Source organism: Nonomuraea sp. NPDC051191, assembly GCF_044455665.1.
In the GTDB taxonomy this organism is placed as follows: domain Bacteria; phylum Actinomycetota; class Actinomycetes; order Streptosporangiales; family Streptosporangiaceae; genus Nonomuraea.
On sequence record NZ_JBITEZ010000004.1, the window covers coordinates 498171 to 519130 of the forward strand.

Genomic DNA, 20960 nt, shown 5'->3' on the forward strand with positions numbered 1-20960 from the left:
CCCTTGACCAAGGTTCCGGGACTATGCGGAGGGCTCCGGTGGCACGCACGCGAGCGACGGCCGTGTCCGCGATCGTCCTGGCGCTCGGGCTGACGGGTGTCGGTGTGGCCCCGTTCGTCGGTCAGAGCGCGAGCGCCTCCGTCAGCCGCGCGGCCTTCGACCCGGCGGTGGAGCCGTGCGACGCGGGCGAGACCTGCGATCCGCAGACCACGGTCACCGTCACGACGACGTTGGGCACGCCCACCCCGGAGGAGGCTCCGGAGACGACGATCACCCACACCGTCACCGCGGGCCCGACGAAGACCACGAAGGCACCGAAACCGCCCAAGACCACCACCGCGCCCACACCTCCGCCCGTCCAGGAGACGACGCAGCAGCCGCTGGCGCCCCTGCCCACCGCGCAGACCACGGCCGGGCCGCTGCCCACGGAGCAGTCGACGGAGCCGACCGTCGAGATGCCGTCCGTCGCGCCGACGGACTCGCCCACCGCGGCCGTCCCGCCGCCGCCGAGCGACACCGCCCCGGCCACGGACTCGGGCCAGCTGGAGTTGCGCGCGGCCGCGCCGGAGTTCGACCAGAAGTCGCTGACGCAGAAGCTCAGCATCCCGGCGCTGGTGCTCGTCCTGCTCGCGCTGTTCGCGGTGCTCATCTTCGAGGGACGGCTGCGCCGCATGGCCCACGCGGCGGCCGTGCGCAAGGCGGGCCCTCCGGCGGGCTCCCCGATGGGCCGTCCGGACGCGCCGCCGCCCGGCTACCCGGCGGGCCCCGGTTACGCCACGGCCTCCTTCCCTGCCCCCGGCTACCCGGGCGGCACGGCGTACGCGCCGATCATCAGCTTCGTCCCGATCCAGACCTACCCGACCGGCCAGCCCGGTTACGGCCCGGCGTACCACGACCCGGCGGCCTACCACGACCCGTACGGGCACCAGGGCGGCTACCCGCCCGAGCCGGAGCCGACAGTGCCCGCCACCATGCCCGCAACCATGCCCGCAACCATGCCCGCGACAGCCCCCGAGCCCGTCGTGCTGCACCCGGACGAGTTCGACTCCTACAGCGAGCCGCCGCAGGCCACCCAGGACTACCGTGACCCGTTCGAGCCGCTGATCCCGGCCGAGCAGCCGCCGGCCGACATCCCGCCGGGCGGCGGGAAGCCGTACGAGGATGAGCGCGAGTTCCCGCTGGCCCCGGCCGCGGCGGCCGAGAGCGGCGACTCCGAGCCCTGGCAGCAGGGCCCGTCGCTGTTCGAGCCGAAGCAGCCCGTGCAGCCCCGGCAGCCGGGGCCGTCCGAGGGGTACCAGCCGCCGCCGTACCTGCCGCCGGAGGGGGACGCCGCGACGGTCGTCCAGCCGTTGCCGCCGCAGCAGCCGGAGGACACCACCAAGGAGATTCCGGACCCGAAGCACAAGAAGAAGCGCTGGGGCCGCAAGTAGCGGAGAACGACGGAAGCGGGGGCCGGACGGATCCGGCCCCCGCTTCCGCTTGCTCGCCTACTTGGCGCGCTTGAAGATCTTGTTGCCCAGCCAGACCAGCGGGTCGTACTTCCGGTCGGCCACGCGCTCCTTCATCGGGATCAGCGCGTTGTCAGTGATCTTGATGTGCTCGGGGCAGACCTCGGTGCAGCACTTGGTGATGTTGCAGTAGCCGAGCCCGTGCTCCTCCTGGGCGGACTCCTGCCGGTCGGCCACGTCGTACGGGTGCATGTCCAGCTCGGCGATCCGCATGAGGAAGCGCGGACCGGCGAAGGCCGGCTTGTTCTCCTCATGGTCGCGGATCACGTGGCAGACGTTGTTGCACATGAAGCACTCGATGCACTTGCGGAACTCCTGCGAGCGCTCGACGTCGACCTGCTGCATGCGGTACTCGCCCGGACGCACGCCCGCGGGCGGCGTGAACGAGGGGATCTCGCGGGCCTTCTGGTAGTTGAAGGACACGTCGGTGACCAGGTCCTTGATGACGGGGAAGGTCCGCATCGGGGTGACCGTGATGGTCTCGTCCTCGGAGAAGGTGGACATCCGGGTCATGCAGCCCAGGCGCGGCTTGCCGTTGATCTCCATGCTGCACGAGCCGCACTTGCCGGCCTTGCAGTTCCAGCGCACGGCCAGGTCGGGGGCCTGCGTCGCCTGGAGCCTGTGGATGATGTCGAGGACGACCTCGCCCTCGTTCACCTCGACGGTGAAGTCCTCAAGCTTGCCCTCGCCGCCCTCACCACGCCAGACCTTGAACTTCGCCTTGTAACTCATTTGGCAATCCCGTCGAACTCGGCCATCTCTTCGTCGGTGAGGTACTTCTTCAGCTCGTCCCGGTCGAACAGGGTGATCAGGTCGTCGCGCATGGACGGCTGGGTCTTCTCCACGACCTGGACGTCGCCGCCGTCCGCCGTGGAGCAGACGAGCAGCTTGCGGCGCCATTCCGGATTCATCCCGGGGAAGTCGTCGCGCGTGTGGCCGCCGCGGCTCTCCTCGCGCAGCAGGGCGGCGCGGGCCACGCACTCGGAGACCAGCACCATGTTGCGCAGGTCGATCGCCAGGTGCCAGCCGGGGTTGTAGATCCGCGAGCCGGCCGCGCCGACCTGGCGCACGCGCTCCTTGAGCTTCTCCACGACCTCCATGGCCTCGGAGACCTCTTCGGCCTTGCGGATGATGCCGACCAGCTCGTTCATGGTCCGCTGGAGCTCGTGGTGCACCTCGTACGGGTTCTCGCCGTCGCGCTGGAGGGGCGCCAGGGCCTCCTCGCGGGCCGCGTCCACGAGCTCCTGGGCGACCTTGGGACGGGCCTTGAGCCCGTCGACGTACGCCGACGCGCCCGCGCCCGCGCGCCGCCCGAACACCAGCAGGTCGGACAGCGAGTTGCCGCCCAGCCGGTTGGAGCCGTGCATGCCGCCGGACACCTCGCCCGCCGCGAACAGCCCGGGTACGGCCGCCGCGCCGGTGTCGGCGTCCACCTCGACGCCGCCCATGATGTAGTGGCAGGTCGGGCCCACCTGCATGGGCTCGGCGGTGATGTCGACGTCGGCCAGCTCCTTGAACTGGTGGTGCATCGACGGCAGCCGCTTCTTGATCTCCTCGGCCGGCAGTCGGGTCGAGACGTCGAGGAAGACGCCGCCCTGGGGCGATCCGCGACCGGCCTTGACCTCGGAGTTGATCGCGCGGGCCACCTCGTCACGCGGCAGCAGCTCCGGCGGGCGCCGGTTGTTGGCCTGGTCGTTGTACCAGCGGTCGCCCTCCTCCTCGGTGGTGGCGTACTTGTCCTTGAACACCTCGGGGATGTAGTCGAACATGAAGCGCTTGCCCTCGGAGTTGCGCAGCACGCCGCCGTCGCCCCGGACGGACTCGGTGACGAGGATGCCGCGCACGGACGGCGGCCAGACCATCCCGGTGGGGTGGAACTGGATGAACTCCATGTTGATCAGGTTGGCGCCGGCGAGCAGGGCCAGGGCGTGGCCGTCGCCGGTGTACTCCCAGGAGTTGGAGGTGACGACGTACGACTTGCCGATGCCGCCGGTGGCCAGGACCACGGCGGGGGCGTCGAAGAGCAGGAAGTTGCCGGTCTCGCGCCAGTAGCCGAACGCGCCGGAGATGCGGTCGCCGTCCTTGAGCAGGCGGGTGACCGTGCACTCGGCGAAGACCTTGATGTAGGCCTCGTGGTCGCCGTGCGTCTCGAAGTCCTCCTGCTGCAGCGCGACGACCCGCTGCTGGAGGGTGCGGATCAGCTCCAGGCCGGTACGGTCGCCCACGTGTGCGAGCCGCGGGTACTCGTGACCGCCGAAGTTCCGCTGGCTGATCTTGCCGTCCTTGGTGCGGTCGAACAGCGCGCCCCACGCCTCCAGCTCCCAGACGCGGTCGGGGGCCTCCTTGGCGTGCAGCTCGGCCATGCGCCAGTTGTTGAGGAACTTGCCGCCCCGCATGGTGTCACGGAAGTGCACCATCCAGTTGTCGTCGGAGTTGACGTTCCCCATGGCGGCGGCCGCGCCGCCCTCGGCCATGACGGTGTGGGCCTTGCCGAACAGCGACTTGCAGACGATAGCCGTGCGCTTGCCCTGCTGGCGGGCCTCGATGGCGGCCCGTAGCCCGGCGCCGCCCGCACCGATGACGACGACGTCGTATTCGTGACGCTCGATTTCCACTGGAAGAAGTCCTTTATGCGAACGGGAAGGCGATGACGCCCTTGGCGACCATGCGGACGTAGAAGTCAGCGATCATGACCGAGAACATCGAGGCCCAGGCGAGCTGCTGGTGCTTGGCGTTGAGCTTGGAGACGAACGTCCAGGCCCGGTAGCGCAGCGGGTGACGGGAGAAGTGGTTGAGCCTGCCCGCGGTGATGTGCCGGCACGAGTGGCACGACAGCGTGTACGTGTTGATCAGCACGGCGTTGACGACCAGGATCCAGGTGCCGAGCCCCTGCGGCTTGTGCACGAGCGCCAGGACGGCGTCGTAGGCCAGGACGAGGCCGATCACGATGGCGGCGTAGAAGAAGTACCGGTGGATGTTCTGCAGGATCAGCGGGAACCGGGTCTCACCGGTGTACTTGCCGTGCGGCTCCTGGACGGCGCACGCGGCCGGCGACAGCCAGAACGACCGGTAGTACGACTTGCGGTAGTAGTAGCACGTGAGCCGGAACCCGCCCGGCAGGCCGAGGATGAGCAGCCCTGGCGGCAGGGTGAACCAGTCGCCGATCGGCGCCCACCCGAACAGCCGCGCGCCCTCGGGGCACGCCGTGGTCAGACAGGGCGAGGCGAACGGGGCGATGTACGGATCGACGAAATAACTGCCGTCGATGATCGCCCACACGCCGTAGACAAGGAACGAGCTGAGCCCGAGGAAAGTCAGCAGCGGGACCAGCCACCACCTGTCGGTGCGCAGCGTGCGCACCTTGACCTGGGCGCGTTGCCTTCTGACCGGGGCTTCGGGCGTCGTCTGGGTCATCGCGGACCTCTCCACCTCCCGCGGACCCTGCACACAGGGGGTCCGGGTCGTTTCACTGGGCGCGCGTACGGCGGGTGCGGTACCGCTCTGGGCGCGTATTGGTGGGGGATACGTTACGACGACCGCATAGGATTTTGTGAGCGGGGTCACTCACTTTTTCGATGACCCACTGTGATTCCTGTCACGTAGGCGCGTCAGGGCCGCCGGCCGGGTGTCGGGAGCTTCGCCACGGTCACGAAAAAATCATCTATTTGCCGGACAACACGGATAAATTGCTCGAAATCCACCGGCTTCGACACATAAGCATTGGCGTGCAACCGGTAGCTGTGCAGGATGTCCTCCTCCGCCTCCGAGGTCGTCAGGATCACCACCGGGATCGTCCGCAGCGCGGCGTCGGCCTTGATCTCGCGCAGCACCTCCAGGCCGTTCATCCGGGGCAGGTTGAGGTCGAGCAGGATCAGGTCGGGCCGGGGCGCGCCGGCGTAGGCGCCCTCCCGCCGCAGGTACGCCATCGCCTGCTCGCCGTCGTTGACCACGTCGAGCCGGTTGCGCACCTTGTTGAGGGCGAACGCCTCCCTGGTGAGCAGGATGTCCCCCTGGTCGTCCTCCACGAGGAGCACGTCGATCGGGTGCCAGTCGGTCATGCGTCGTCTCCTGCCGCCGGAAGCGTCCAGCGGAACGTCGCGCCCTGGTCCGCCGGTGTGTCGTCGAGCCGGAGCTGCCCGCCGTGGTACTCGACGATCTTCCGGCAGAGCGCCAGGCCGATGCCGGTCCCCGGGTACACGTCGCGAGGGTGCAGCCGCTGGAAGATCAGGAAGATGCGGTCGGCGTACTTGGGGTCGACGCCGATGCCGTTGTCGGAGCAGCTGAACTCCCACATGTCGCCCTTCCGCTCGGCCGTGAGGATCACGCGTGGCGGCTCCTGCGAGCGGAACTTGACCGCGTTCTCGACGAGGTTCTGGAAGAGCTGGGTGAGCTGCGGCCGGTTGCCCTCGACCATGGGCAGGTCGTCGTGGACGACGGTGGCGCCGGTGTCCTCGATCATGGCCGACAGGTTCTCCAGGGCTCGGCCCAGGGCCTGGCCCGAGTCGGTCGGCGCGCGCCCGCCGTTCACCCGGCCCACCCGGGAGAAGTCGAGCAGGTCGTTGATCAGGAGCTGCATGCGCTTGGCGCCGTCGACCGCGTAGTGGATGTACTGCCGGGCGCGGTCGTCCAGTTGCGGGCCGTACCGCTGCTCCAGCATCTGGGTGAAGCTGGCGACCTTGCGCAGCGGCTCCTGGAGGTCGTGGCTGGCGACGTAGGCGAACTGCTCCAGGTCGCCGTTGGACCTGCGCAGCTCGTCGGCCTGGTCGGCGGCCTCGCGCCAGGCCGAGACGATGCGGCGGCGCATGGAGTCGACGTGGCTGGACAGCTCGCTCAGCTCGGCCGGCCGGTCGACGCCGAGCCGGTGGTCGAAATCGCCGGCGGCGACCGTGCGGACCTGCTCGGTGAGCCGGGCGACGGGCTTGAGCACGGCGTGCCGGACGACGAACGCCAGGCCCGCCCCGCACGCCGCCAGCACCGCGAACATCACGATCAGCGCCACGTTGAGCCGGTCGAGCTGGGCGGCCACCTCGGGCCTCGGGTTCAGGGCCCGCGCGTGCGCGATCATCGTCATGGTGACCACCACGCCGGACGCGAACGCGAACCCGGCCACCGCGCCGATGGCCAGGAACCAGCGGGCCACGGGCAGCCTGCCGAGCCCGGTCGGCGGCTTCGGGGGCGGCAGCGGATGGATGCTCATCCCGGTCTCCTCGACACCATGACCACCGCGAGGTCGTCGCTCGGCTTCCCGACGTGCGCGATCAGCCGGTCGAGGTCGATCGCGCCGTGCTCGCGCACCAGCCCGACCAGGCCCTCGACGCCGAGCGCCTCCTTGCGCTCGCCGACGGCCGCCTCGATCAGGCCGTCGGTGTAGAGCAGCATCGACCACTCCTCGCCCAGCGGCACGTCGATGACCGCCCACTCGGCGTCGGGGAAGATGCCGAGCGGCGGACCCGAGGGCGTGCCGTCCACCGCCGCGGGCACGCCCCCGCGGACCAGCACCGGCGGCGGGTGCCCGACCACGCGCATCCGGGCGTCGCGCAGGTCGGGCGTGAGCGTCGCCATGCACAGCGTGGTGAAGATCTCGGGCGCCTTGCGCTCGGCGCGCAGGAGGGCGTCCATCGTGCGCAGCAGCGTGTCGCCGGTCTGCCCGGCCAGCACCAGCGTGCGCCAGGCGATGCGCAGCGCCACGCCGAGCGCGGCCTCGTCGGGCCCGTGTCCGCAGACGTCGCCCACGACGACGTGCACCGCGCCGTCGGGCGTCTGGACCATGTCGAGGAAGTCGCCGGCCAGCAGCGTGCCCCGGTCGCCCGGCAGGTAGCGGATCTGGTGGGTGATGGCGTCGGTGCGCAGCAGGGGCACGGGCAGCAGGCCGCTCTCCAGGCGGGCGTTCTCCTTGGCGGTCAGCTCGGCCTCGAACAGCCTGAGCTGGGTCAGGTCGGCGCGCTTGCGCTCCATCGCGTACCTGATCGCCCTGGCCAGCAGGCGGGCGTCGATGTCCTGCTTGACCAGGTAGTCCTGGGCGCCCGCCTGGACGGCGGCCACGCCGACGTGCACGTCCCGCAGGCCGGTGAGGACCAGCACGGCCGCGTGCGGGGCCAGCGCGAGCACCTCCTCCAGCGCTTCGAGCCTGCTGGCGTCGGGCAGCGTGAGGTCGACGAGCACGCACTGGATCGTCGGGTCGAGCTTGGCCCTGGCCTCCTGGAGGCTGCGCGCCCAGAAGATCGTCGGTGGCGCCACGGCCTGGTTGAGCAGCTCTTCGACCAGGAAGGCGTCGCCGTCGTCGTCTTCGATGAGGAGCAGTGTCAGCGGCTCGTCGAGGTTTGCCGTCACACACGCCTTTCCCGGGGGAGTCGGGCTGTTGCTGCTCATTCTGCGATGAGTTCGACCCCTTGCGGAAGCGTGCCTTCCTGGCCGGCCTCGACCACGAAGGAGAGCAGGGTCTCCCGGAACGCCTGCGCCGCCCTGGTCGGCTCGACGTCCTTGCGGTGGGCCAGGGCGATCGTCCGGCTCAGGCCGGGCGGCGCGAGCGGCGTGCCGGACAGCCCAGGACGCCCGTCGAGCACCATCGACGGCACCACGGCCACGCCGAGCCCCGCCTCGACGAACCGCAGCACCGCGTCCATCTCGCCGCCCTGCACCGAGAACCTGGGCTCGAACCCGGCCTGGCGGCAGGCGGCGAGGGTGGCCTCGCGCAGGTCGTAGCCACGCCTGAACATCACCATCTGCCGGCCGCGCAGGTCCTCTATCCGCAGGTACGGCCCCCGGGCCCGCTCGTGCGAGGGCGCGACCACGACCAGGTTCTCCCGCAGGATCTCCTCGGTCACCAGCGAGGGGTCGTCGCTCTGCAGCGGCATGATGATCAGCGACAGGTCGAGCTGCCCCCTGGCCAGCGCCCTGACCAGGTCACGCGACCCGCCCTCCTCCACCAGCAGCTCCACCCCCGGGTACGCCTGGTGGAAACGCGCCAGCGCGTCGGCCAGCAGGCCCGCGCACAACGACGGCGTGGCCCCCAGCCGTACCCGGCCGCGGCGCAGCCCCGCCAGCTCGGCCACCTCCTGCCGGGCGGTGTCGGCGTCGGCCAGCATGCGGCGGGCCAGGGGCAGCAGCGCCTCGCCCGCGGCCGTCAGCGTGACGTTCCCGCGCGCGCGGGAGAACAGCGGCGCGCCGAGCTCGCTCTCCAGAGCCTTGATCTGCTTGCTGAGCGAGGGCTGGGCGACCCGCATGCGCTCGGCCGCCTGGGTGAAGTGCCTGGTCTCCGCGACCGCGACGAAGTAGGCGAGCTGCTGCAACTGCATGTGATTTTCCTCGCACCGGCCGAGCATTTTTCCTTATGCCGACCGTATAAACCAAGCATCATAGCCGGAAGCTATGGAAACCAGATCCGCGATGACTTGGACGGATCATTGCTGGATACCTAGCGTTCAAACGTGACTGCCACGATAGAGCGCGGCGCCGCCACCGCGCCTGTTAACGCCCCCAAGGGTGCCTCACCCGCACCGACGTCCAAGAAGCCGAGCCGGTTCCTGAGCTCGTCGAACGGCAAGAAAGTCGTCATGGCCGTCACGGGCGCCGTGATGGTGTCCTTCCTCGTCCTGCACATGCTCGGCAACCTCAAGATCTTCCTCGGCAAGGACTCGTTCAACGAGTACGCCGACGCGCTGCGCACGCTCTTCGAGCCCATCGCGCCGTACCGGACGGTGCTGACGATCCTGGAGATCGGGCTCGTCGTCTCGGTCGTGCTGCACATGTGGGCCGCGATCTCGCTGTCGCGCAAGGCGGCCAAGGCCCGGCCGGTCAAGTACGTGGCCAAGAAGTCGCAGGCCAACGGCTACGCCACGCACATCATGCGGTTCGGCGGCCTGACGATCCTGCTGTTCCTGGTCTGGCACCTGCTCGACCTCACCTTCGGCGTCGTGAACCCCAAGGGCTTCGACTCCGCGCCCGCCGACCGCATGATCGCCGGCTTCGACGCCTCCCGCTGGTGGGTGACCCTCATCTACCTCGTGGCCGTCGTCATGGTCGGCCTGCACCTGCGGCACGGCATCTGGAGCGCCTTCCAGACGCTGGGCTGGGCCAACCGCAACCGCTACCGCGGCCTGCGCCTGACGGCCGCCCTGGTCTCGGCGGTCCTGGTGGTCGGCTTCCTGGCCCCGCCCCTCGCCATCACGTTCGGAGTTGTGAAGTGAAGTACACCGAAGGCTCGGAGATCCGGGACGCCAAGGCTCCCGCCGGTCCCATCGAGGAGCGGTGGGAGAAGCGGAAGTTCAGCGCCAAGCTGGTCAACCCGGCCAACAAGCGCAAGCTCAACGTGATCGTCGTCGGCACCGGCCTGGCGGGCGGCTCGGCCGCGGCGACCCTGGGCGAGCTGGGCTACAACGTCAAGTCGTTCTGCTACCAGGACACGCCCCGGCGCGCCCACTCCATCGCCGCCCAGGGCGGCATCAACGCCGCCAAGAACTACCGCGGCGACGGCGACTCGATCTACCGGCTCTTCTACGACACGGTCAAGGGCGGCGACTTCCGCGCCCGCGAGTCGAACGTCTACCGCCTGGCCCAGGTCTCGGTGAACATCATCGACCAGGCCGTGGCCCAGGGCGTGCCGTTCGCCCGCGAGTACGGCGGCCTGCTGGACACGCGCTCCTTCGGCGGCGCCCAGGTCTCCCGTACCTTCTACGCCCGCGGCCAGACGGGTCAGCAGCTCCTGCTGGGCGCGTACCAGGCGCTGGAGCGGCAGATCGCGGCCGGGACCGTGGAGATGCACACCCGCCACGAGATGCTCGACCTGATCGTCTCCGACGGCCGGGCGCGCGGCGTCATCGTGCGCGACATGGTGACCGGCGAGATCGAACGGCACCTCGCCGACGCCGTGGTGCTGGCCACCGGCGGTTACGGCAACGTCTTCTTCCTGTCCACGAACGCCAAGGGCTGCAACACGACGGCCATCTGGCGGGCGCACGAGCGCGGCGCGTACTTCGCGAACCCGTGCTACACGCAGATCCACCCGACCTGCATCCCGGTCTCCGGCGAGTACCAGTCGAAGCTGACGCTGATGTCGGAGTCGCTGCGCAACGACGGCCGCGTGTGGGTGCCGCTGCGCAAGGACGACGACCGGGCCCCCGGCGACATCCCGGAGGAGGAGCGCGACTACTACCTGGAGCGCATCTACCCCGCCTTCGGCAACCTCGTCCCGCGTGACATCGCCTCCCGCGCCGCCAAGAACGTCTGCGACGAGGGCCGCGGCGTCGGCCCCGGCGGGCTCGGCGTCTACCTCGACTTCCGCGACGCCATCAACCGGCTCGGCCGCGACGCGGTGGAGAAGAAGTACGGCAACCTCTTCGAGATGTACGAGCGCATCACCGGCGAGAACCCGTACGACGTGCCGATGCGCATCTACCCCGCGGTCCACTACACGATGGGCGGCCTGTGGGTGGACTACGACCTGCAGTCCACGATCCCCGGCCTGTTCGTGATCGGCGAGGCCAACTTCTCCGACCACGGCGCCAACCGGCTCGGCGCCTCGGCGCTGATGCAGGGCCTGGCCGACGGCTACTTCGTGCTCCCGACCACGATCGGCGACTACCTGGCCAACGGCCCGTACGGCGAGGTGGACGAGGAGGCCGTGGCCGAGGCGGAGATCAAGGTCCGGACCAGGATCGACCGCCTGATGTCGGTGAACGGCACCCGCACCCCCGACTCCTTCCACCGCGAGCTGGGCAAGCTCATGTGGGACTACTGCGGCATGGAGCGCACCGAGGAGTCGCTGCGCAAGGCCCTGGAGCGCATCCCCGAGCTGCGCGAGGAGTTCTGGAAGAACGTCAAGGTGTCCGGCACCGCCGAGGAGCTGAACCAGGTGCTGGAGAAGGCCGGCCGCGTCGCCGACTTCTTCGACCTGGCCGAGCTGATGTGCCTGGACGCCCTCGTCCGCACCGAGTCCTGCGGCGGCCACTTCCGCGCCGAGTCGCAGGACCCCGACGGCGAGGCCCTGCGCGACGACGAGCACTTCGCGCACGTCTCGGCCTGGGAGCGCACGCCCTCCGGCGAGACGGTGCTGCACAAGGAAGCGCTCGAATACGAGTACGTCAAGATGACCCAGCGGAGCTACAAGTGAACCTGACCCTCAAGGTCTGGCGTCAGAACGGCGCCTCGGACGCCGGACGCATGGTGACGTACCGGGTGGAGGACGTGTCCCCGGACATGTCCTTCCTGGAGATGCTGGACGTGCTGAACGAGCGGCTGATCGTGGAGGGCGACGACCCGATCGCCTTCGACCACGACTGCCGCGAGGGCATCTGCGGCATGTGCGGCATGGTCATCAACGGCGTGGCGCACGGCGAGCAGCGTGCCACGACGACGTGCCAGCTCCACATGCGTCACTTCGAGGACGGCGCCGAGATCACCATCGAGCCGTGGCGCGCCGCGCCGTTCCCGGTGGTGAAGGACCTGGTCGTGGACCGCAGCGCGTTCGACCGCATCATCCAGGCGGGCGGCTTCGTCTCGGTCCCGGCCGGCTCGGCCCCGGACGCGCACAGCGTCCCGGTGCGCAAGGAGGACGCCGACGCCGCGTTCGACGCCGCGACCTGCATCGGCTGCGGCGCCTGTGTGGCCGCCTGCCCGAACGGCTCGGCCTCCCTGTTCACCGCCGCCAAGATCACTCACCTCAGCCTGCTGCCCCAGGGCCAGCCCGAGCGCCTGGTCCGCGCCAAGGCCATGGTGGACCAGATGGACGCCGAGGGCTTCGGCGGCTGCACGAACACCGGCGAGTGCACGGCGGTGTGCCCCAAGGGCATCCCGCTGGACACGATCGCCCAGATGAACAGCGACTACCTCAAGGCCAACGCCAAGTAGGCCAGGTCGTCGAGCAGGCCCCGTCCCGGTACGCACCGGGGCGGGGCTTCTGCGATTTCTAGGCGAGCTGTAACAACAGGGGTGCTCGCACCACTTCCCGGTGTCAGAAGAACGCACCAGGGACGAAGGGGCTGCGCGGTGACGGATGATTCCCACCGTTTCACCGGCATGTACGACGAATGCCGACAACGGGTGTGGGCCTACGTGGTCAGTCGTGCGGGCCGACAGGTGGCCGACGAGGTGGTGAGCGAGACGTTCGCCATCGCCTGGCGGCGGCTGGACGACGTGCCCGAGCCGCCGCTGCCGTGGCTGCTCGGCGTGGCGCGCAACCTCCTGCGCGACGACGCCCGCTCACAGGCGCGCAGGGACGCGCTGGCCGCCGAGCTGGGCACCTGGACCGAGGACGGCCGTCCGGACGTGGCCGAGCAGGTGACCGAGCGCCTGGGCGTGCTGCGGGCGCTGGCCGAGCTGCACGAGGACGACCGGGAGGTGCTCATGCTGGTCGCCTGGCACGGGCTGACGCCCAAGGAGGGCGCCCGGGTCGTCGGCTGTTCCTCGGCGGCCTTCCGCGTACGGCTGCACCGGGCCCGCAAGCGCCTCGCCCGGGCCATGGAATCGTCCGAACCGTCCCGTCCCTACGTGCGCAACCTCAGCGAGGAGTGGTCATGAACCCGATGGACGAACTCCGGGCCGCCCGGCCCGCGCACCTCGGCGACCGGCCGGTGGACGAGCGCACCAGGGCCGCCGAGCTCTCGCGCGCCATGTCGGGCGCCCGGCGGCCCCGGCGGCGGCGCGCGGTCGTGCGTCCGGTGTGGGGGCTCGCGGCCCTCGCGGCGGGGGCGACGGCGGTAGCCGTCGTGGTGGCGGGGAACGCGGCGCCGCAGCCCGGCGGGCAGGCTCCGCAGGCCGACGGCCAGGTTCCGCAGGCCGGGGAGAGCGCGTCCGCGACGCCGCGCAAGGTCACGCTGTCGGCCAGGGAGGTGCTGCTGGCCGCCGCGGAGAAGGCCGACCGGCAGCCCGACGGCACCGGCGACTGGTGGTACACCTCGTCGGTGAGCAGGTACGTCTACCCCGCCGTCAAGGGCGGCTACCTGGTCGTGGACCGGCAGCGCAACGACGAGTGGACGCCGCGTGCGACCGGCGGCGACCAGTGGAGCCGTCAGCAGCGGCTCGGCGCGGAGCCCGCCGGCGAGGCCGACCGGCTGGCCTGGGAGCAGGCCGGGTCACCCGGCGAGATCGACGTGGTCGTGCCGATGAAGAAGGTGGCCCCGATGCGCCTGTCGACCGCCTCCGGCAAGCCCGCGACCTCGCACAGCTCCCTGGTGGACGGCGACAAGGTCTTCTGGCTGGGCCGCAACGTCACGATGAAGGACCTGCGCGGCCTGCCGGACGAGCCGGCGAAGCTGAAGAAGTGGCTGCTCGACTCCTACACCGGGCACTCGACCGAGTCGTCCAGCGTGAAGATGTCCTCCGACGACTGGCTGTTCGCGGTCAGCGTCGGGCTGATCGTCGACATGCCGGTGACCCCGCAGGTGCGCGGCGCCGCCTTCCGCATGCTGGCCGGGCTGGACTCGGTGAAGGTCATCGAGAACGTCACCGACGCCGAGGGACGTACCGGGACGGCCGCGGCCCTGCGGGCGAACGACAAGAGGACCGGCGTGCGGGAGAGCCGCCTGATCTTCGACGAGGCCACCGGGCGGGCACTGGGCACCGAGAGCATCGTGGTCGAGCCGCGCGGCGCGATGGCGGTCCTGGAGCCGGGCACGGTGTCGAGCTCCGAGGCCGTCCTGGAGTCCGGCTGGACGGACGCCGGCCCCAAGCGCTGAGAAGGGCCCGCTCAGCCGGGAAGCAGGTTCAGGTGCAGGCGGAACCGGGTCCCGGAGGGGCCGGAACGCACCTCCAGCAGGTCGCAGAGCTGGCGGACCACCCACAGGCCGTGCCCGCGCAGGGCGGTCGGGGCGGGCGGCAGGTAGCCGGGCAGGACGGCCGTCAGCTTCCCCGGGTCGGTCACGTCGCACACGACGGCGTTCCCGTCGGTCCAGATCGCGAGGTCGCCGTGTCCGCCGCCGTGCTCGACGGCGTTGGCGGCGACCTCGTTGACGGTCAGCAGCAGGCGGTCGGTCAGGGCGCGGGACAGGCCGAGCCGTTCGGCGGTCGCCCGTACGTGCCGGCGCACGCGGTGCAGGTCGCCGTCGAAGCGCAGCGCGGCCGCCCCGGGAGGCGGCGGCGGGAGCGGGTCGTGATCGGCGGCGCAGGTGAAGGACCCGGGCTCGACGTAGTCCGGGCTGGCACGGGGGCCGTCGCCGGTCAGCAGCCCAGGGTGGGTACGCCGGGCGCCGGCGACGACCCGGTCCGGCACCGCGCGCTCGTCGAAGGCGCAGACCATCCAGGCGGACCGGGCGGCGAACGCGGCGTTGACCGCGGACTCGTACCGGGTCCACTCGGTCTCCTCCAGCGGCGTGCGGCCGTGCCAGACAGGCTCGCCGATGACCCTGACCCGGGGGTTGCCGTCCAGGTAGCGGCCGTAGGCGGCCAGGGTGCGGCCCGGGGCGTCGTACCAGCCGCCGGTCTCGACGAACTCGACCCCGCCGGCGTCGTCGCCGAGGGCCCGCGTGAGCAGGGCGATGTTGGCGGCGGTGGTCACCGCGAGCACCTTCTCCCGCGCGGCCAGCCCGTCGCGGCAGAAGGGGACGGCCACCGCCAGGAAACCGGCGTCGCTGGAGTAGACGAGCGCCTGGTGGACCAGCGGGTGCTCGTCCGGCTGGTCGGCGACGGCGATCATGTGCGACCCGTTCTCTCGGCGACGGGACCGCTCATGGACACGCCTTCGGCCTGCCGCACGAGGCCGCCACAAGCAGTCGGAGGGGTCGGGCCGTACTCAACGGTATATCTCCCGGGTGCGCGCATACAGGGCGTATGTCGGTCACCCTAGCCAATGGACCGCCGGTACGCCTGCTGAAGCAGGCGATCGGCATCGAGCACCGTCACCTGACGTAGGGCCACACGGAGGATGCCCTCGCTTCGCCACGAGCCGAGGAGCTTGTTGACGATCTGGCGGTTGACCCCGACCCAGTTGGCGATCTCCTCCTGGGTCAGCGGCACCGTCACGCAGCGCCCTTCGGGGCCGTCGGTGCCGTAGCGCGAGAGCAGGTCGAGCAGGAGCAGCGCGAGCCGCTGGGAGGGCTTGCGCGACGCCATGGACAGCGGCATCCGGTTGACCTCCCTGAACCTGGAGATGAGCGACTGCTTGAGTATCAGGTCGGCGTGCCGGTGCTCCTCGATGAAGTCCAGGAACTTCCTGGTGCTCAGCCGGTAGACCCGGGTCTCGTCGAGCGCGACGATGGTGGCCCTGCGCCGCCCTCCGTCGATGGCCTCGAACTCTCCCACCAGGTTTCCCGGTCCGATGACGGTGACCAGGCAGTCGGTGCGTTCGGCGTCGGAATACAGCACCTTCGCGAAGCCGGACTGGATGACCATCACGCAGATCGGGGGCTCCCCGATTCTCATGAGCGGCTCGTCGCGGTGGAAGAGCTGCTCCTGGCTGAGGTCGGCGAGGGCTTGCTGCTCGTCCGGGGTGAGCGCGGTCCAGAAGACGGCTCCCGGATCTGTTCGGTCCGAGTCGAGGATGTGGGCCAGATAGTCGTATCGGTTCACGTCCGCTCCCGCTGATCGAATGCCGCGCGGGTCATCCCATCCACTTGGGATTCCCGGCTATCTTGCGGAGGGCAAGCGTGTCGTCGACGACCAAGGAGTTCTTGCGAGTCCTGACTATCCCGCGCTTGCGCCAGCCGGCGAGTATGTGGGCGACGGTGGAAAGGCTTGCTCCGATGATGCCCGCCAACTCGTTCTGGCTGAAGGGGAGGGTGTTCTTCTCCTCGGGGCTCTCGTCGTAGTAATTCTGTAGGGCGTCGAGGTTGTCGAGAATGGAAAGCGCCAGTCGCTGGCGCGCGTCGAGCACGCGATAGGCCAGTCGCGCGCGGTTCGACTGTCGAATGTGCCCGACCAGGATCTTGCACATGAGGGCCCAGCCCTCTGTGTGGGAGTTCAGGAATCCGACGAACTGCTCAATGGTCAGCGACAGCGCGACGACGTCGTTGATCGCCTGTGCCGTCGCGATCCGGCCGTCCTGCTCCACGGCCTCGAACGAGCCGACGACCGCGCCGACTCCCAGGACGTTGATCATCACCTCGTGCCCCTCGGCGTCGGCGATGTAGATCCGCACGACGCCCTTCCGCACGACCAGCACCTCCTCGGCGGGATCGCCGCTGCGCATGAGGATGCTGCCCGCCTGGAAACGCCGGAGGTGGCCGACGGCCTCAAGGTGATCCCGATCCTCCGGCTGCAGGGATTCCCAGAAGGCGAAGGAGGAGGCGGAGGGGCCGCCTGCGTCTGGAGGTGGCTGCATCACCATTCCTAGCGGTCGTGGATCAGCCCGGCAACGCGGTCGCCGCGAACAGCCAGGCCACGAACAGGAGGATTCCCGTCATGGCGAGCCGCGGATACATCGCCCTCGCAACGGAACTGTACTTAGCCGTCGTCCAGGCGGCCAGCGTTCCCAGCAGGGCGAGGGCGGTGAGAAGGAGGAGGATCAGGGAGATCGTCCCGGCAGCTCCTTGTGCGACCCAGGTGGCGTGCAATGGGCCTGTTTGGGTGGCGAAACCCACCACGATGATGCCGACCGCGCCGGCGGTCAGTTCGGTCGGTGGCTCCCGGTCCGCTCTTCGCCTGACCATGTCGCTGCTCCTCTGTCGGGGTCCACCCCAACCATCGCCTCCCTCGGGGGACGACGTTGCCCTTCAGGCGACTCACCGTGAGTGCAATTCGACATGCTGTCAGTGTCGCTCCGGGAGCTGGGAGAACAGCGGTGACGCAGGGGATGCCCCGCGGGCGGGACATCCCCGGTCAGCCCTTGTAGTTGAAGATCTGGCGCAAGGTGTGCTGAACCTCGACCAGGTCCTTCTGGTCGGCCATCACCTGGTCGATCGGCTTGTACGCCTCAGGGTGCTCGTCCACCAGGGCGGCGGCGCGGTCCGCGTTCCAGGTGCGGCCCTTCATCGCCTCGGTCAGCGAGCGGGCCGACAACTCCCGCTTCGCCTTCGTGCGCGACATGCGGCGTCCCGCACCGTGGGAGCAGGAGTTGTACGACTCCGTGTTCCCCCGGCCGCGCACGATGTAGGAGCGGGTGCCCATCGAGCCAGGGATCACGCCCTCGTCGCCGGTGTCGGCCTTGATGGCCCCCTTGCGGGTGATCCACAGGGACTTGCCGTAGTGGGTCTCCTGCTGGGTGAAGTTGTGGTGGCAGTTGATCGTGCGGACGCGCCGGCCCGTCCCGACGACCCTGAACAGGGCGTCGATCAGCACCTTGTCCATGCGGGCACGCGAGGCCATGGCGTAGTGCTGGGCCCACAGCATGTCCTCGATGTACGCGGTGAACTCCGGCGTGCTCTGGACGAGGTACGCGAGGTCCGGGTCCTCCAGGCCGACGGCCTGCTTCCTCATCAGCTTCTTGGCGCCCGTGATGTGCATCTGGGCGAGCTGGTTGCCGATGCCGCGCGAACCCGAGTGCAGGACCGTCCAGACGTGGTCGCGCTCGTCGAGGCAGACCTCCACGAAGTGGTTGCCGGAGCCGAGGGTGCCGAACTGCTCGGCCACCTTCCTGGTCTGCTTCGGGTTGAGGTCGGTGTAGGGGACGCCGAGGTCGCTCAGCGTACGGTCGATCGACGGGTCCTCGTGGCCCTTGCCGACCCCGGCGGGGATGCGGCGCTCCACCATCGGCATCAGGGCGGCCAGGGTGTCGGGAAGGTCCGAGGCCGTGAGCGTCGTTTCCGTGGCCACCATGCCGCAGCCGATGTCCACGCCGACGGCGGCGGGAATGATGGCATTCTCCGTGGGAATCACCGAGCCGACCGTCGCGCCGATACCGACATGTGCGTCAGGCATGAGAGCGACGTGGCCGGAGACGAATGGCAGGCGGGCGGTACGTGCGGCCTGCATGATCGCGCCTTCGTCGATCTCGCTGGCCCACGACAGCAAATTCGGTGCGGGCTGGTTCGGCATGAATTCAGATCTCCTCGCTGGTTGGTGATCAGTTTGACTGGACCAGGGAGGAATTCCCACTCATTTTATCTAATGCGGCATTTATGGGCGCCTGCCCCCGTGCGCGGGATCCGCCTATGGGTGGGCGGCGGCGGCGCGGTCGGCGGCGCTGCGCAGGACGCAGAACTCGTTGCCCTCGGGGTCGGCGAGCACCGCCCAGCCCGTGCCGTCCGGCTCGCGGAGGTCGGCGATCAGGGTGGCCCCCCGGTGCACCAGGCGTGCCACCTCCTCGTCACGCGTGGAGTCGGGACGCAGGCACAGGTGCAGCCGGTTCTTGACCGCCTTCGGCTCCGGCACCTTGTTGAAGTGCAGGATCGGGCCCTCCCGCAGCATCACCCGGGTCTCCTCGTCCCCCGGACGGTCCTCCGGGTGCACGGGGCAGCCGGTCACCTCGCTCCAGAACCTGGCCAGCTCGTACGGATCCGCGCAGTCGATCGCGACGTTCTGCAATACCGACACCATGGTGGGATCCTGCCCCAATGCGGGGCGCATGTCGCGCGACACTTCTCCGACACCACAAGAAGGGGCCTGATGGAGATCGGCGAGCTGCTGGGAACGGGCCGCACCGCGGACGTGTACGCACTCGGGGACGGCCGGGTGCTGCGGCGCAACCGGTTCCCGGTGGACAGCCGCCGGGAGGCGGAGGTCATGGCCCACGTGGCGGCCCGCGGCTATCCCGTCCCGCGGGTGTACCCGGGCGGTCACGGGCCGGCCGACCTGGTGATGGAACGCCTGGCCGGGCCCACGATGCTGCACGCCGTGCTGGCCGGCCGGATGGAGCCCCGGGAGGCGGGGACGATCCTCGCGCGGCTGCTGCGCGGGCTGCACGAGATCCCGGCGCGGACGGCGGCCGATCCCGGGCACCGGGTGCTCCATCTCGACCTGCATCCCGACAACGTCATGCTGACGTCCCGGGGGCCGATGGTGATCGACTGGGCCAACGCCGAGGAGGGGCCGCCCGCGCTCGACCGCGCGATGTCCGCGGTGATCCTGGCCGAGGTCGCGGTGCGGCCGGAGACCGGGATCGCGGACGTGGCGCACGCCGTCCTGGGCGGGTTGCTGGCCGGGCTCGGCGACGCCCTGCCGGGGGAGGAGCATCTGGCGGCGGCCAGGGCCAGGCGGGAGGCCAACCCGACGCTCAGCGCGGCGGAGATCGCCGGGCTCGGCGCGGCTGTGGGCGAGATCACGCGGCTCGCCGCCGCTCTGGGGTGACCCCGCCGTACCTGCGCGGTCGTCCCTGGCCGGGCCGGGAAGGCCGTGGATTACGGGGGAGCCGAAATCGCATTTGTGTGTTGTTCGCCTGCTGTTCGCTTTGTTGATCACTTGCTGCGCGAAGCTGACGGACGATCAAGAGCGACAGTAAGGATGAACATGCGCACGATCACCAAGACGCTCCTCACCGCGGGTGTGCTCGCCTGCGGGCTGGCGAGCGTCCTGCCCGCCCAGGCCGCCACCGCCGCCGTGGACCCGGCCGGCGTGTGCGGGTCCGGGTTCCGCGTCATCGACTCGCACCCGTTCAAGTCCGGCAGCACGGCGCTGGGCACGATCTACCTGTCCTACAACTCCGGCACCGGCAAGAACTGCGTCGTGACGGTCAACAAGACGCCGTACACGCGGTGGATGCGGGCGACGCTGAGCGTGCAGGGCGGCGCGACCAAGTCCGACGCCGGTGAGTTCAAGTCGTACGCGGGACCGGTGATCCTGTCCGCCAGCAACACCTGCGTCAAGTGGGGCGGCGCCTGGGACGAGTCGCCGTACGTGTGGACCAGCGGCTGGAGCCACTGCGGCTGATCCGTCAGGACGTCCGAGCCTCGGCCCCCGGGGCTCGGGCACCGGGGGGGGCGTCAGGCGCTCCAGGCGGCCGTGAGGTCGAGGCGTTCCCTCCACAGCTTCTCGCCGCCCCCGCCCGGCTCCCACCGCCCGCAGAACTCCAGCAGGTCGCGGCAGCGCGCCACCATCGACGCCTGCCGCTCGGTCCACGCCGGCACCGGGCCGCCGTAGGCGTCGAAGAAGCGCGGCAGCAGGGACACGTGCTCGGGGTGGTGGCTGCGGACGATCCACTCGCACCACGCGAGGTCCTCCACCGGCCGTCCCGGATGGGCCCACTCCCAGTCGAGGATCGCGGTGGTCTCGAACGTGGCGGGGTCGAACAGCAGGTTCTGGGGCCCGTAGTCGCCGTGCACGATGCCGAGGCGGTGGATGCGGGCGAGGACCCGGCCGCACTCGGCCAGCACCTCGGCGGCGCGGCCCTCGTCCAGGAGGTCCTGGCCGTGGACGCCGGCCACGAAGCGCGTGGTCAGGCTCGTGGCGGTGATCTGGTGGACCCGCGGGACCGGCAGCCGGCCGCGCAGGCGGCGCAGGTACCTGCTCTCCGTGCCCAGCCTGAAGGCGGCCTCCGGGCCCTGGTAACACTTGACGACCAGAGCGCCGTCGCCGACCGTGCTGTTGGTGTACCCGTGCTCCACAGCCAACGATTCTGGCGCACCCGCCCCCGTTCCGGGCGGTGCGGCG

The 20960-nt window shown here is 70.1% G+C and carries 22 protein-coding genes; 8 read left to right on the forward strand and 14 right to left on the reverse strand.

What is annotated here, in order from left to right; all coding sequences use genetic code 11:
• Positions 1-38: 38 nt before the first annotated feature.
• Positions 39-1430: a hypothetical protein gene (locus tag ACIA8R_RS14085; RefSeq protein WP_397038538.1), complete on the forward strand. Its 1392-nt coding sequence runs from the start codon at positions 39-41 to the stop codon at positions 1428-1430.
• A gap of 57 nt (positions 1431-1487) precedes the next feature.
• Here ACIA8R_RS14085 and ACIA8R_RS14090 read toward each other — a convergent pair whose 3' ends face one another.
• The 7 genes from ACIA8R_RS14090 to ACIA8R_RS14120 all read right to left on the reverse strand — a co-directional run bounded on the left by ACIA8R_RS14090 (position 1488) and on the right by ACIA8R_RS14120 (position 8803).
• A complete protein-coding gene (locus ACIA8R_RS14090; protein ID WP_352324162.1) occupies positions 1488-2240 on the reverse strand; it encodes a succinate dehydrogenase/fumarate reductase iron-sulfur subunit in 753 nt (250 codons plus the stop codon).
• On the reverse strand, positions 2237-4123 hold the full coding sequence (locus ACIA8R_RS14095) for a fumarate reductase/succinate dehydrogenase flavoprotein subunit (RefSeq protein ID WP_357704161.1): 1887 nt from the start codon (positions 4121-4123) through the stop codon (positions 2237-2239). The genes ACIA8R_RS14090 and ACIA8R_RS14095 overlap by 4 nt, the downstream gene beginning before the upstream one ends.
• Positions 4124-4136: 13 nt before the next feature.
• Positions 4137-4922, reverse strand: coding sequence for a hypothetical protein (locus ACIA8R_RS14100; RefSeq protein ID WP_364098609.1), 786 nt, complete (start codon positions 4920-4922; stop codon positions 4137-4139).
• Positions 4923-5116: 194 nt separating this feature from the next.
• Positions 5117-5566: a response regulator gene (locus ACIA8R_RS14105; RefSeq protein ID WP_364098612.1), complete on the reverse strand. Its 450-nt coding sequence runs from the start codon at positions 5564-5566 to the stop codon at positions 5117-5119.
• Positions 5563-6705, reverse strand: coding sequence for an ATP-binding protein (locus ACIA8R_RS14110; protein ID WP_397038541.1), 1143 nt, complete (start codon positions 6703-6705; stop codon positions 5563-5565). Before ACIA8R_RS14110 ends, ACIA8R_RS14105 begins: the two co-directional genes overlap by 4 nt.
• Positions 6702-7838, reverse strand: coding sequence for a fused response regulator/phosphatase (locus tag ACIA8R_RS14115; RefSeq protein WP_357704169.1), 1137 nt, complete (start codon positions 7836-7838; stop codon positions 6702-6704). The genes ACIA8R_RS14110 and ACIA8R_RS14115 overlap by 4 nt, the downstream gene beginning before the upstream one ends.
• 35 nt (positions 7839-7873) lie before the next feature.
• Positions 7874-8803, reverse strand: a complete 930-nt coding sequence (locus ACIA8R_RS14120) for a LysR family transcriptional regulator (protein WP_357704171.1) — start codon at positions 8801-8803, stop codon at positions 7874-7876.
• A 132-nt stretch (positions 8804-8935) separates the two neighbouring features.
• Between ACIA8R_RS14120 and ACIA8R_RS14125 the strand changes: the two genes are divergently transcribed.
• From ACIA8R_RS14125 to ACIA8R_RS14145, 5 genes are all read left to right on the forward strand, one after another.
• Entirely contained in the window at positions 8936-9694 is a 759-nt protein-coding gene (locus tag ACIA8R_RS14125) for a succinate dehydrogenase cytochrome b subunit (RefSeq protein WP_357704173.1), read from the forward strand.
• On the forward strand, positions 9691-11616 hold the full coding sequence (locus tag ACIA8R_RS14130; RefSeq protein WP_364098620.1) for a fumarate reductase/succinate dehydrogenase flavoprotein subunit: 1926 nt from the start codon (positions 9691-9693) through the stop codon (positions 11614-11616). Before ACIA8R_RS14125 ends, ACIA8R_RS14130 begins: the two co-directional genes overlap by 4 nt.
• Complete coding sequence (locus ACIA8R_RS14135; protein ID WP_357704176.1) at positions 11613-12353, forward strand: succinate dehydrogenase/fumarate reductase iron-sulfur subunit; 741 nt, start codon at positions 11613-11615, stop codon at positions 12351-12353. The genes ACIA8R_RS14130 and ACIA8R_RS14135 overlap by 4 nt, the downstream gene beginning before the upstream one ends.
• A 138-nt stretch (positions 12354-12491) precedes the next feature.
• Positions 12492-13022 (forward strand): RNA polymerase sigma factor, encoded by a 531-nt coding sequence (locus ACIA8R_RS14140; protein ID WP_364098624.1) that lies wholly within the window; start codon positions 12492-12494, stop codon positions 13020-13022.
• Complete coding sequence (locus ACIA8R_RS14145) at positions 13019-14179, forward strand: CU044_5270 family protein (RefSeq protein WP_364098627.1); 1161 nt, start codon at positions 13019-13021, stop codon at positions 14177-14179. The genes ACIA8R_RS14140 and ACIA8R_RS14145 overlap by 4 nt, the downstream gene beginning before the upstream one ends.
• 11 nt (positions 14180-14190) lie before the next feature.
• Here the strand turns inward: ACIA8R_RS14145 and ACIA8R_RS14150 are convergent, their stop codons facing one another.
• The 6 genes from ACIA8R_RS14150 to ACIA8R_RS14175 all read right to left on the reverse strand — a co-directional run bounded on the left by ACIA8R_RS14150 (position 14191) and on the right by ACIA8R_RS14175 (position 18911).
• The gene (locus ACIA8R_RS14150) at positions 14191-15135 is read right to left on the reverse strand and encodes an anti-sigma factor RsbA family regulatory protein (RefSeq protein WP_397038545.1); all 945 of its coding nucleotides are present in this window, start codon (positions 15133-15135) and stop codon (positions 14191-14193) included.
• 146 nt (positions 15136-15281) lie between these two features.
• Positions 15282-16007, reverse strand: a complete 726-nt coding sequence (locus ACIA8R_RS14155) for a Crp/Fnr family transcriptional regulator (protein ID WP_357704184.1) — start codon at positions 16005-16007, stop codon at positions 15282-15284.
• A 31-nt stretch (positions 16008-16038) separates the two neighbouring features.
• A complete protein-coding gene (locus tag ACIA8R_RS14160; protein ID WP_397038547.1) occupies positions 16039-16758 on the reverse strand; it encodes a Crp/Fnr family transcriptional regulator in 720 nt (239 codons plus the stop codon).
• A 22-nt stretch (positions 16759-16780) separates the two neighbouring features.
• Positions 16781-17086: a hypothetical protein gene (locus ACIA8R_RS14165; RefSeq protein WP_397038549.1), complete on the reverse strand. Its 306-nt coding sequence runs from the start codon at positions 17084-17086 to the stop codon at positions 16781-16783.
• A 169-nt stretch (positions 17087-17255) separates the two neighbouring features.
• Positions 17256-18410 carry an RtcB family protein gene (locus tag ACIA8R_RS14170; protein WP_397038551.1) on the reverse strand — a complete coding sequence of 385 codons (1155 nt, stop codon included), beginning with the start codon at positions 18408-18410 and terminating at the stop codon, positions 17256-17258.
• Positions 18411-18524: 114 nt separating this feature from the next.
• Entirely contained in the window at positions 18525-18911 is a 387-nt protein-coding gene (locus ACIA8R_RS14175) for a VOC family protein (protein ID WP_357704192.1), read from the reverse strand.
• A gap of 69 nt (positions 18912-18980) precedes the next feature.
• On the opposite strand from ACIA8R_RS14175, the gene ACIA8R_RS14180 reads away from it, so the two are divergent.
• Positions 18981-19661: a phosphotransferase gene (locus ACIA8R_RS14180; RefSeq protein ID WP_397038553.1), complete on the forward strand. Its 681-nt coding sequence runs from the start codon at positions 18981-18983 to the stop codon at positions 19659-19661.
• Positions 19662-19820: 159 nt separating this feature from the next.
• A complete protein-coding gene (locus tag ACIA8R_RS14185; RefSeq protein WP_364098644.1) occupies positions 19821-20240 on the forward strand; it encodes a spore-associated protein A in 420 nt (139 codons plus the stop codon).
• A 53-nt stretch (positions 20241-20293) separates the two neighbouring features.
• Here the strand turns inward: ACIA8R_RS14185 and ACIA8R_RS14190 are convergent, their stop codons facing one another.
• Positions 20294-20914: a phosphotransferase gene (locus tag ACIA8R_RS14190; protein ID WP_357704197.1), complete on the reverse strand. Its 621-nt coding sequence runs from the start codon at positions 20912-20914 to the stop codon at positions 20294-20296.
• Between the last annotated feature and the right edge of the window lie 46 nt (positions 20915-20960).

Coding starts and splice junctions, on each gene's coding strand:
- ACIA8R_RS14090 (WP_352324162.1), bottom strand. CDS start 2,240: ATGAGTTACAAGGCGAAGTTCAAGGTCTGGCGTGGTGAGGGCGGCGAG.
- ACIA8R_RS14100 (WP_364098609.1), bottom strand. CDS start 4,922: ATGACCCAGACGACGCCCGAAGCCCCGGTCAGAAGGCAACGCGCCCAG.
- ACIA8R_RS14105 (WP_364098612.1), bottom strand. CDS start 5,566: ATGACCGACTGGCACCCGATCGACGTGCTCCTCGTGGAGGACGACCAG.
- ACIA8R_RS14110 (WP_397038541.1), bottom strand. CDS start 6,705: ATGAGCATCCATCCGCTGCCGCCCCCGAAGCCGCCGACCGGGCTCGGC.
- ACIA8R_RS14120 (WP_357704171.1), bottom strand. CDS start 8,803: ATGCAGTTGCAGCAGCTCGCCTACTTCGTCGCGGTCGCGGAGACCAGG.
- ACIA8R_RS14145 (WP_364098627.1), top strand. CDS start 13,019: ATGAACCCGATGGACGAACTCCGGGCCGCCCGGCCCGCGCACCTCGGC.
- ACIA8R_RS14150 (WP_397038545.1), bottom strand. CDS start 15,135: ATGATCGCCGTCGCCGACCAGCCGGACGAGCACCCGCTGGTCCACCAG.
- ACIA8R_RS14160 (WP_397038547.1), bottom strand. CDS start 16,758: ATGCAGCCACCTCCAGACGCAGGCGGCCCCTCCGCCTCCTCCTTCGCC.
- ACIA8R_RS14165 (WP_397038549.1), bottom strand. CDS start 17,086: ATGGTCAGGCGAAGAGCGGACCGGGAGCCACCGACCGAACTGACCGCC.
- ACIA8R_RS14170 (WP_397038551.1), bottom strand. CDS start 18,410: ATGCCGAACCAGCCCGCACCGAATTTGCTGTCGTGGGCCAGCGAGATC.
- ACIA8R_RS14175 (WP_357704192.1), bottom strand. CDS start 18,911: ATGGTGTCGGTATTGCAGAACGTCGCGATCGACTGCGCGGATCCGTAC.
- ACIA8R_RS14180 (WP_397038553.1), top strand. CDS start 18,981: ATGGAGATCGGCGAGCTGCTGGGAACGGGCCGCACCGCGGACGTGTAC.
- ACIA8R_RS14185 (WP_364098644.1), top strand. CDS start 19,821: ATGCGCACGATCACCAAGACGCTCCTCACCGCGGGTGTGCTCGCCTGC.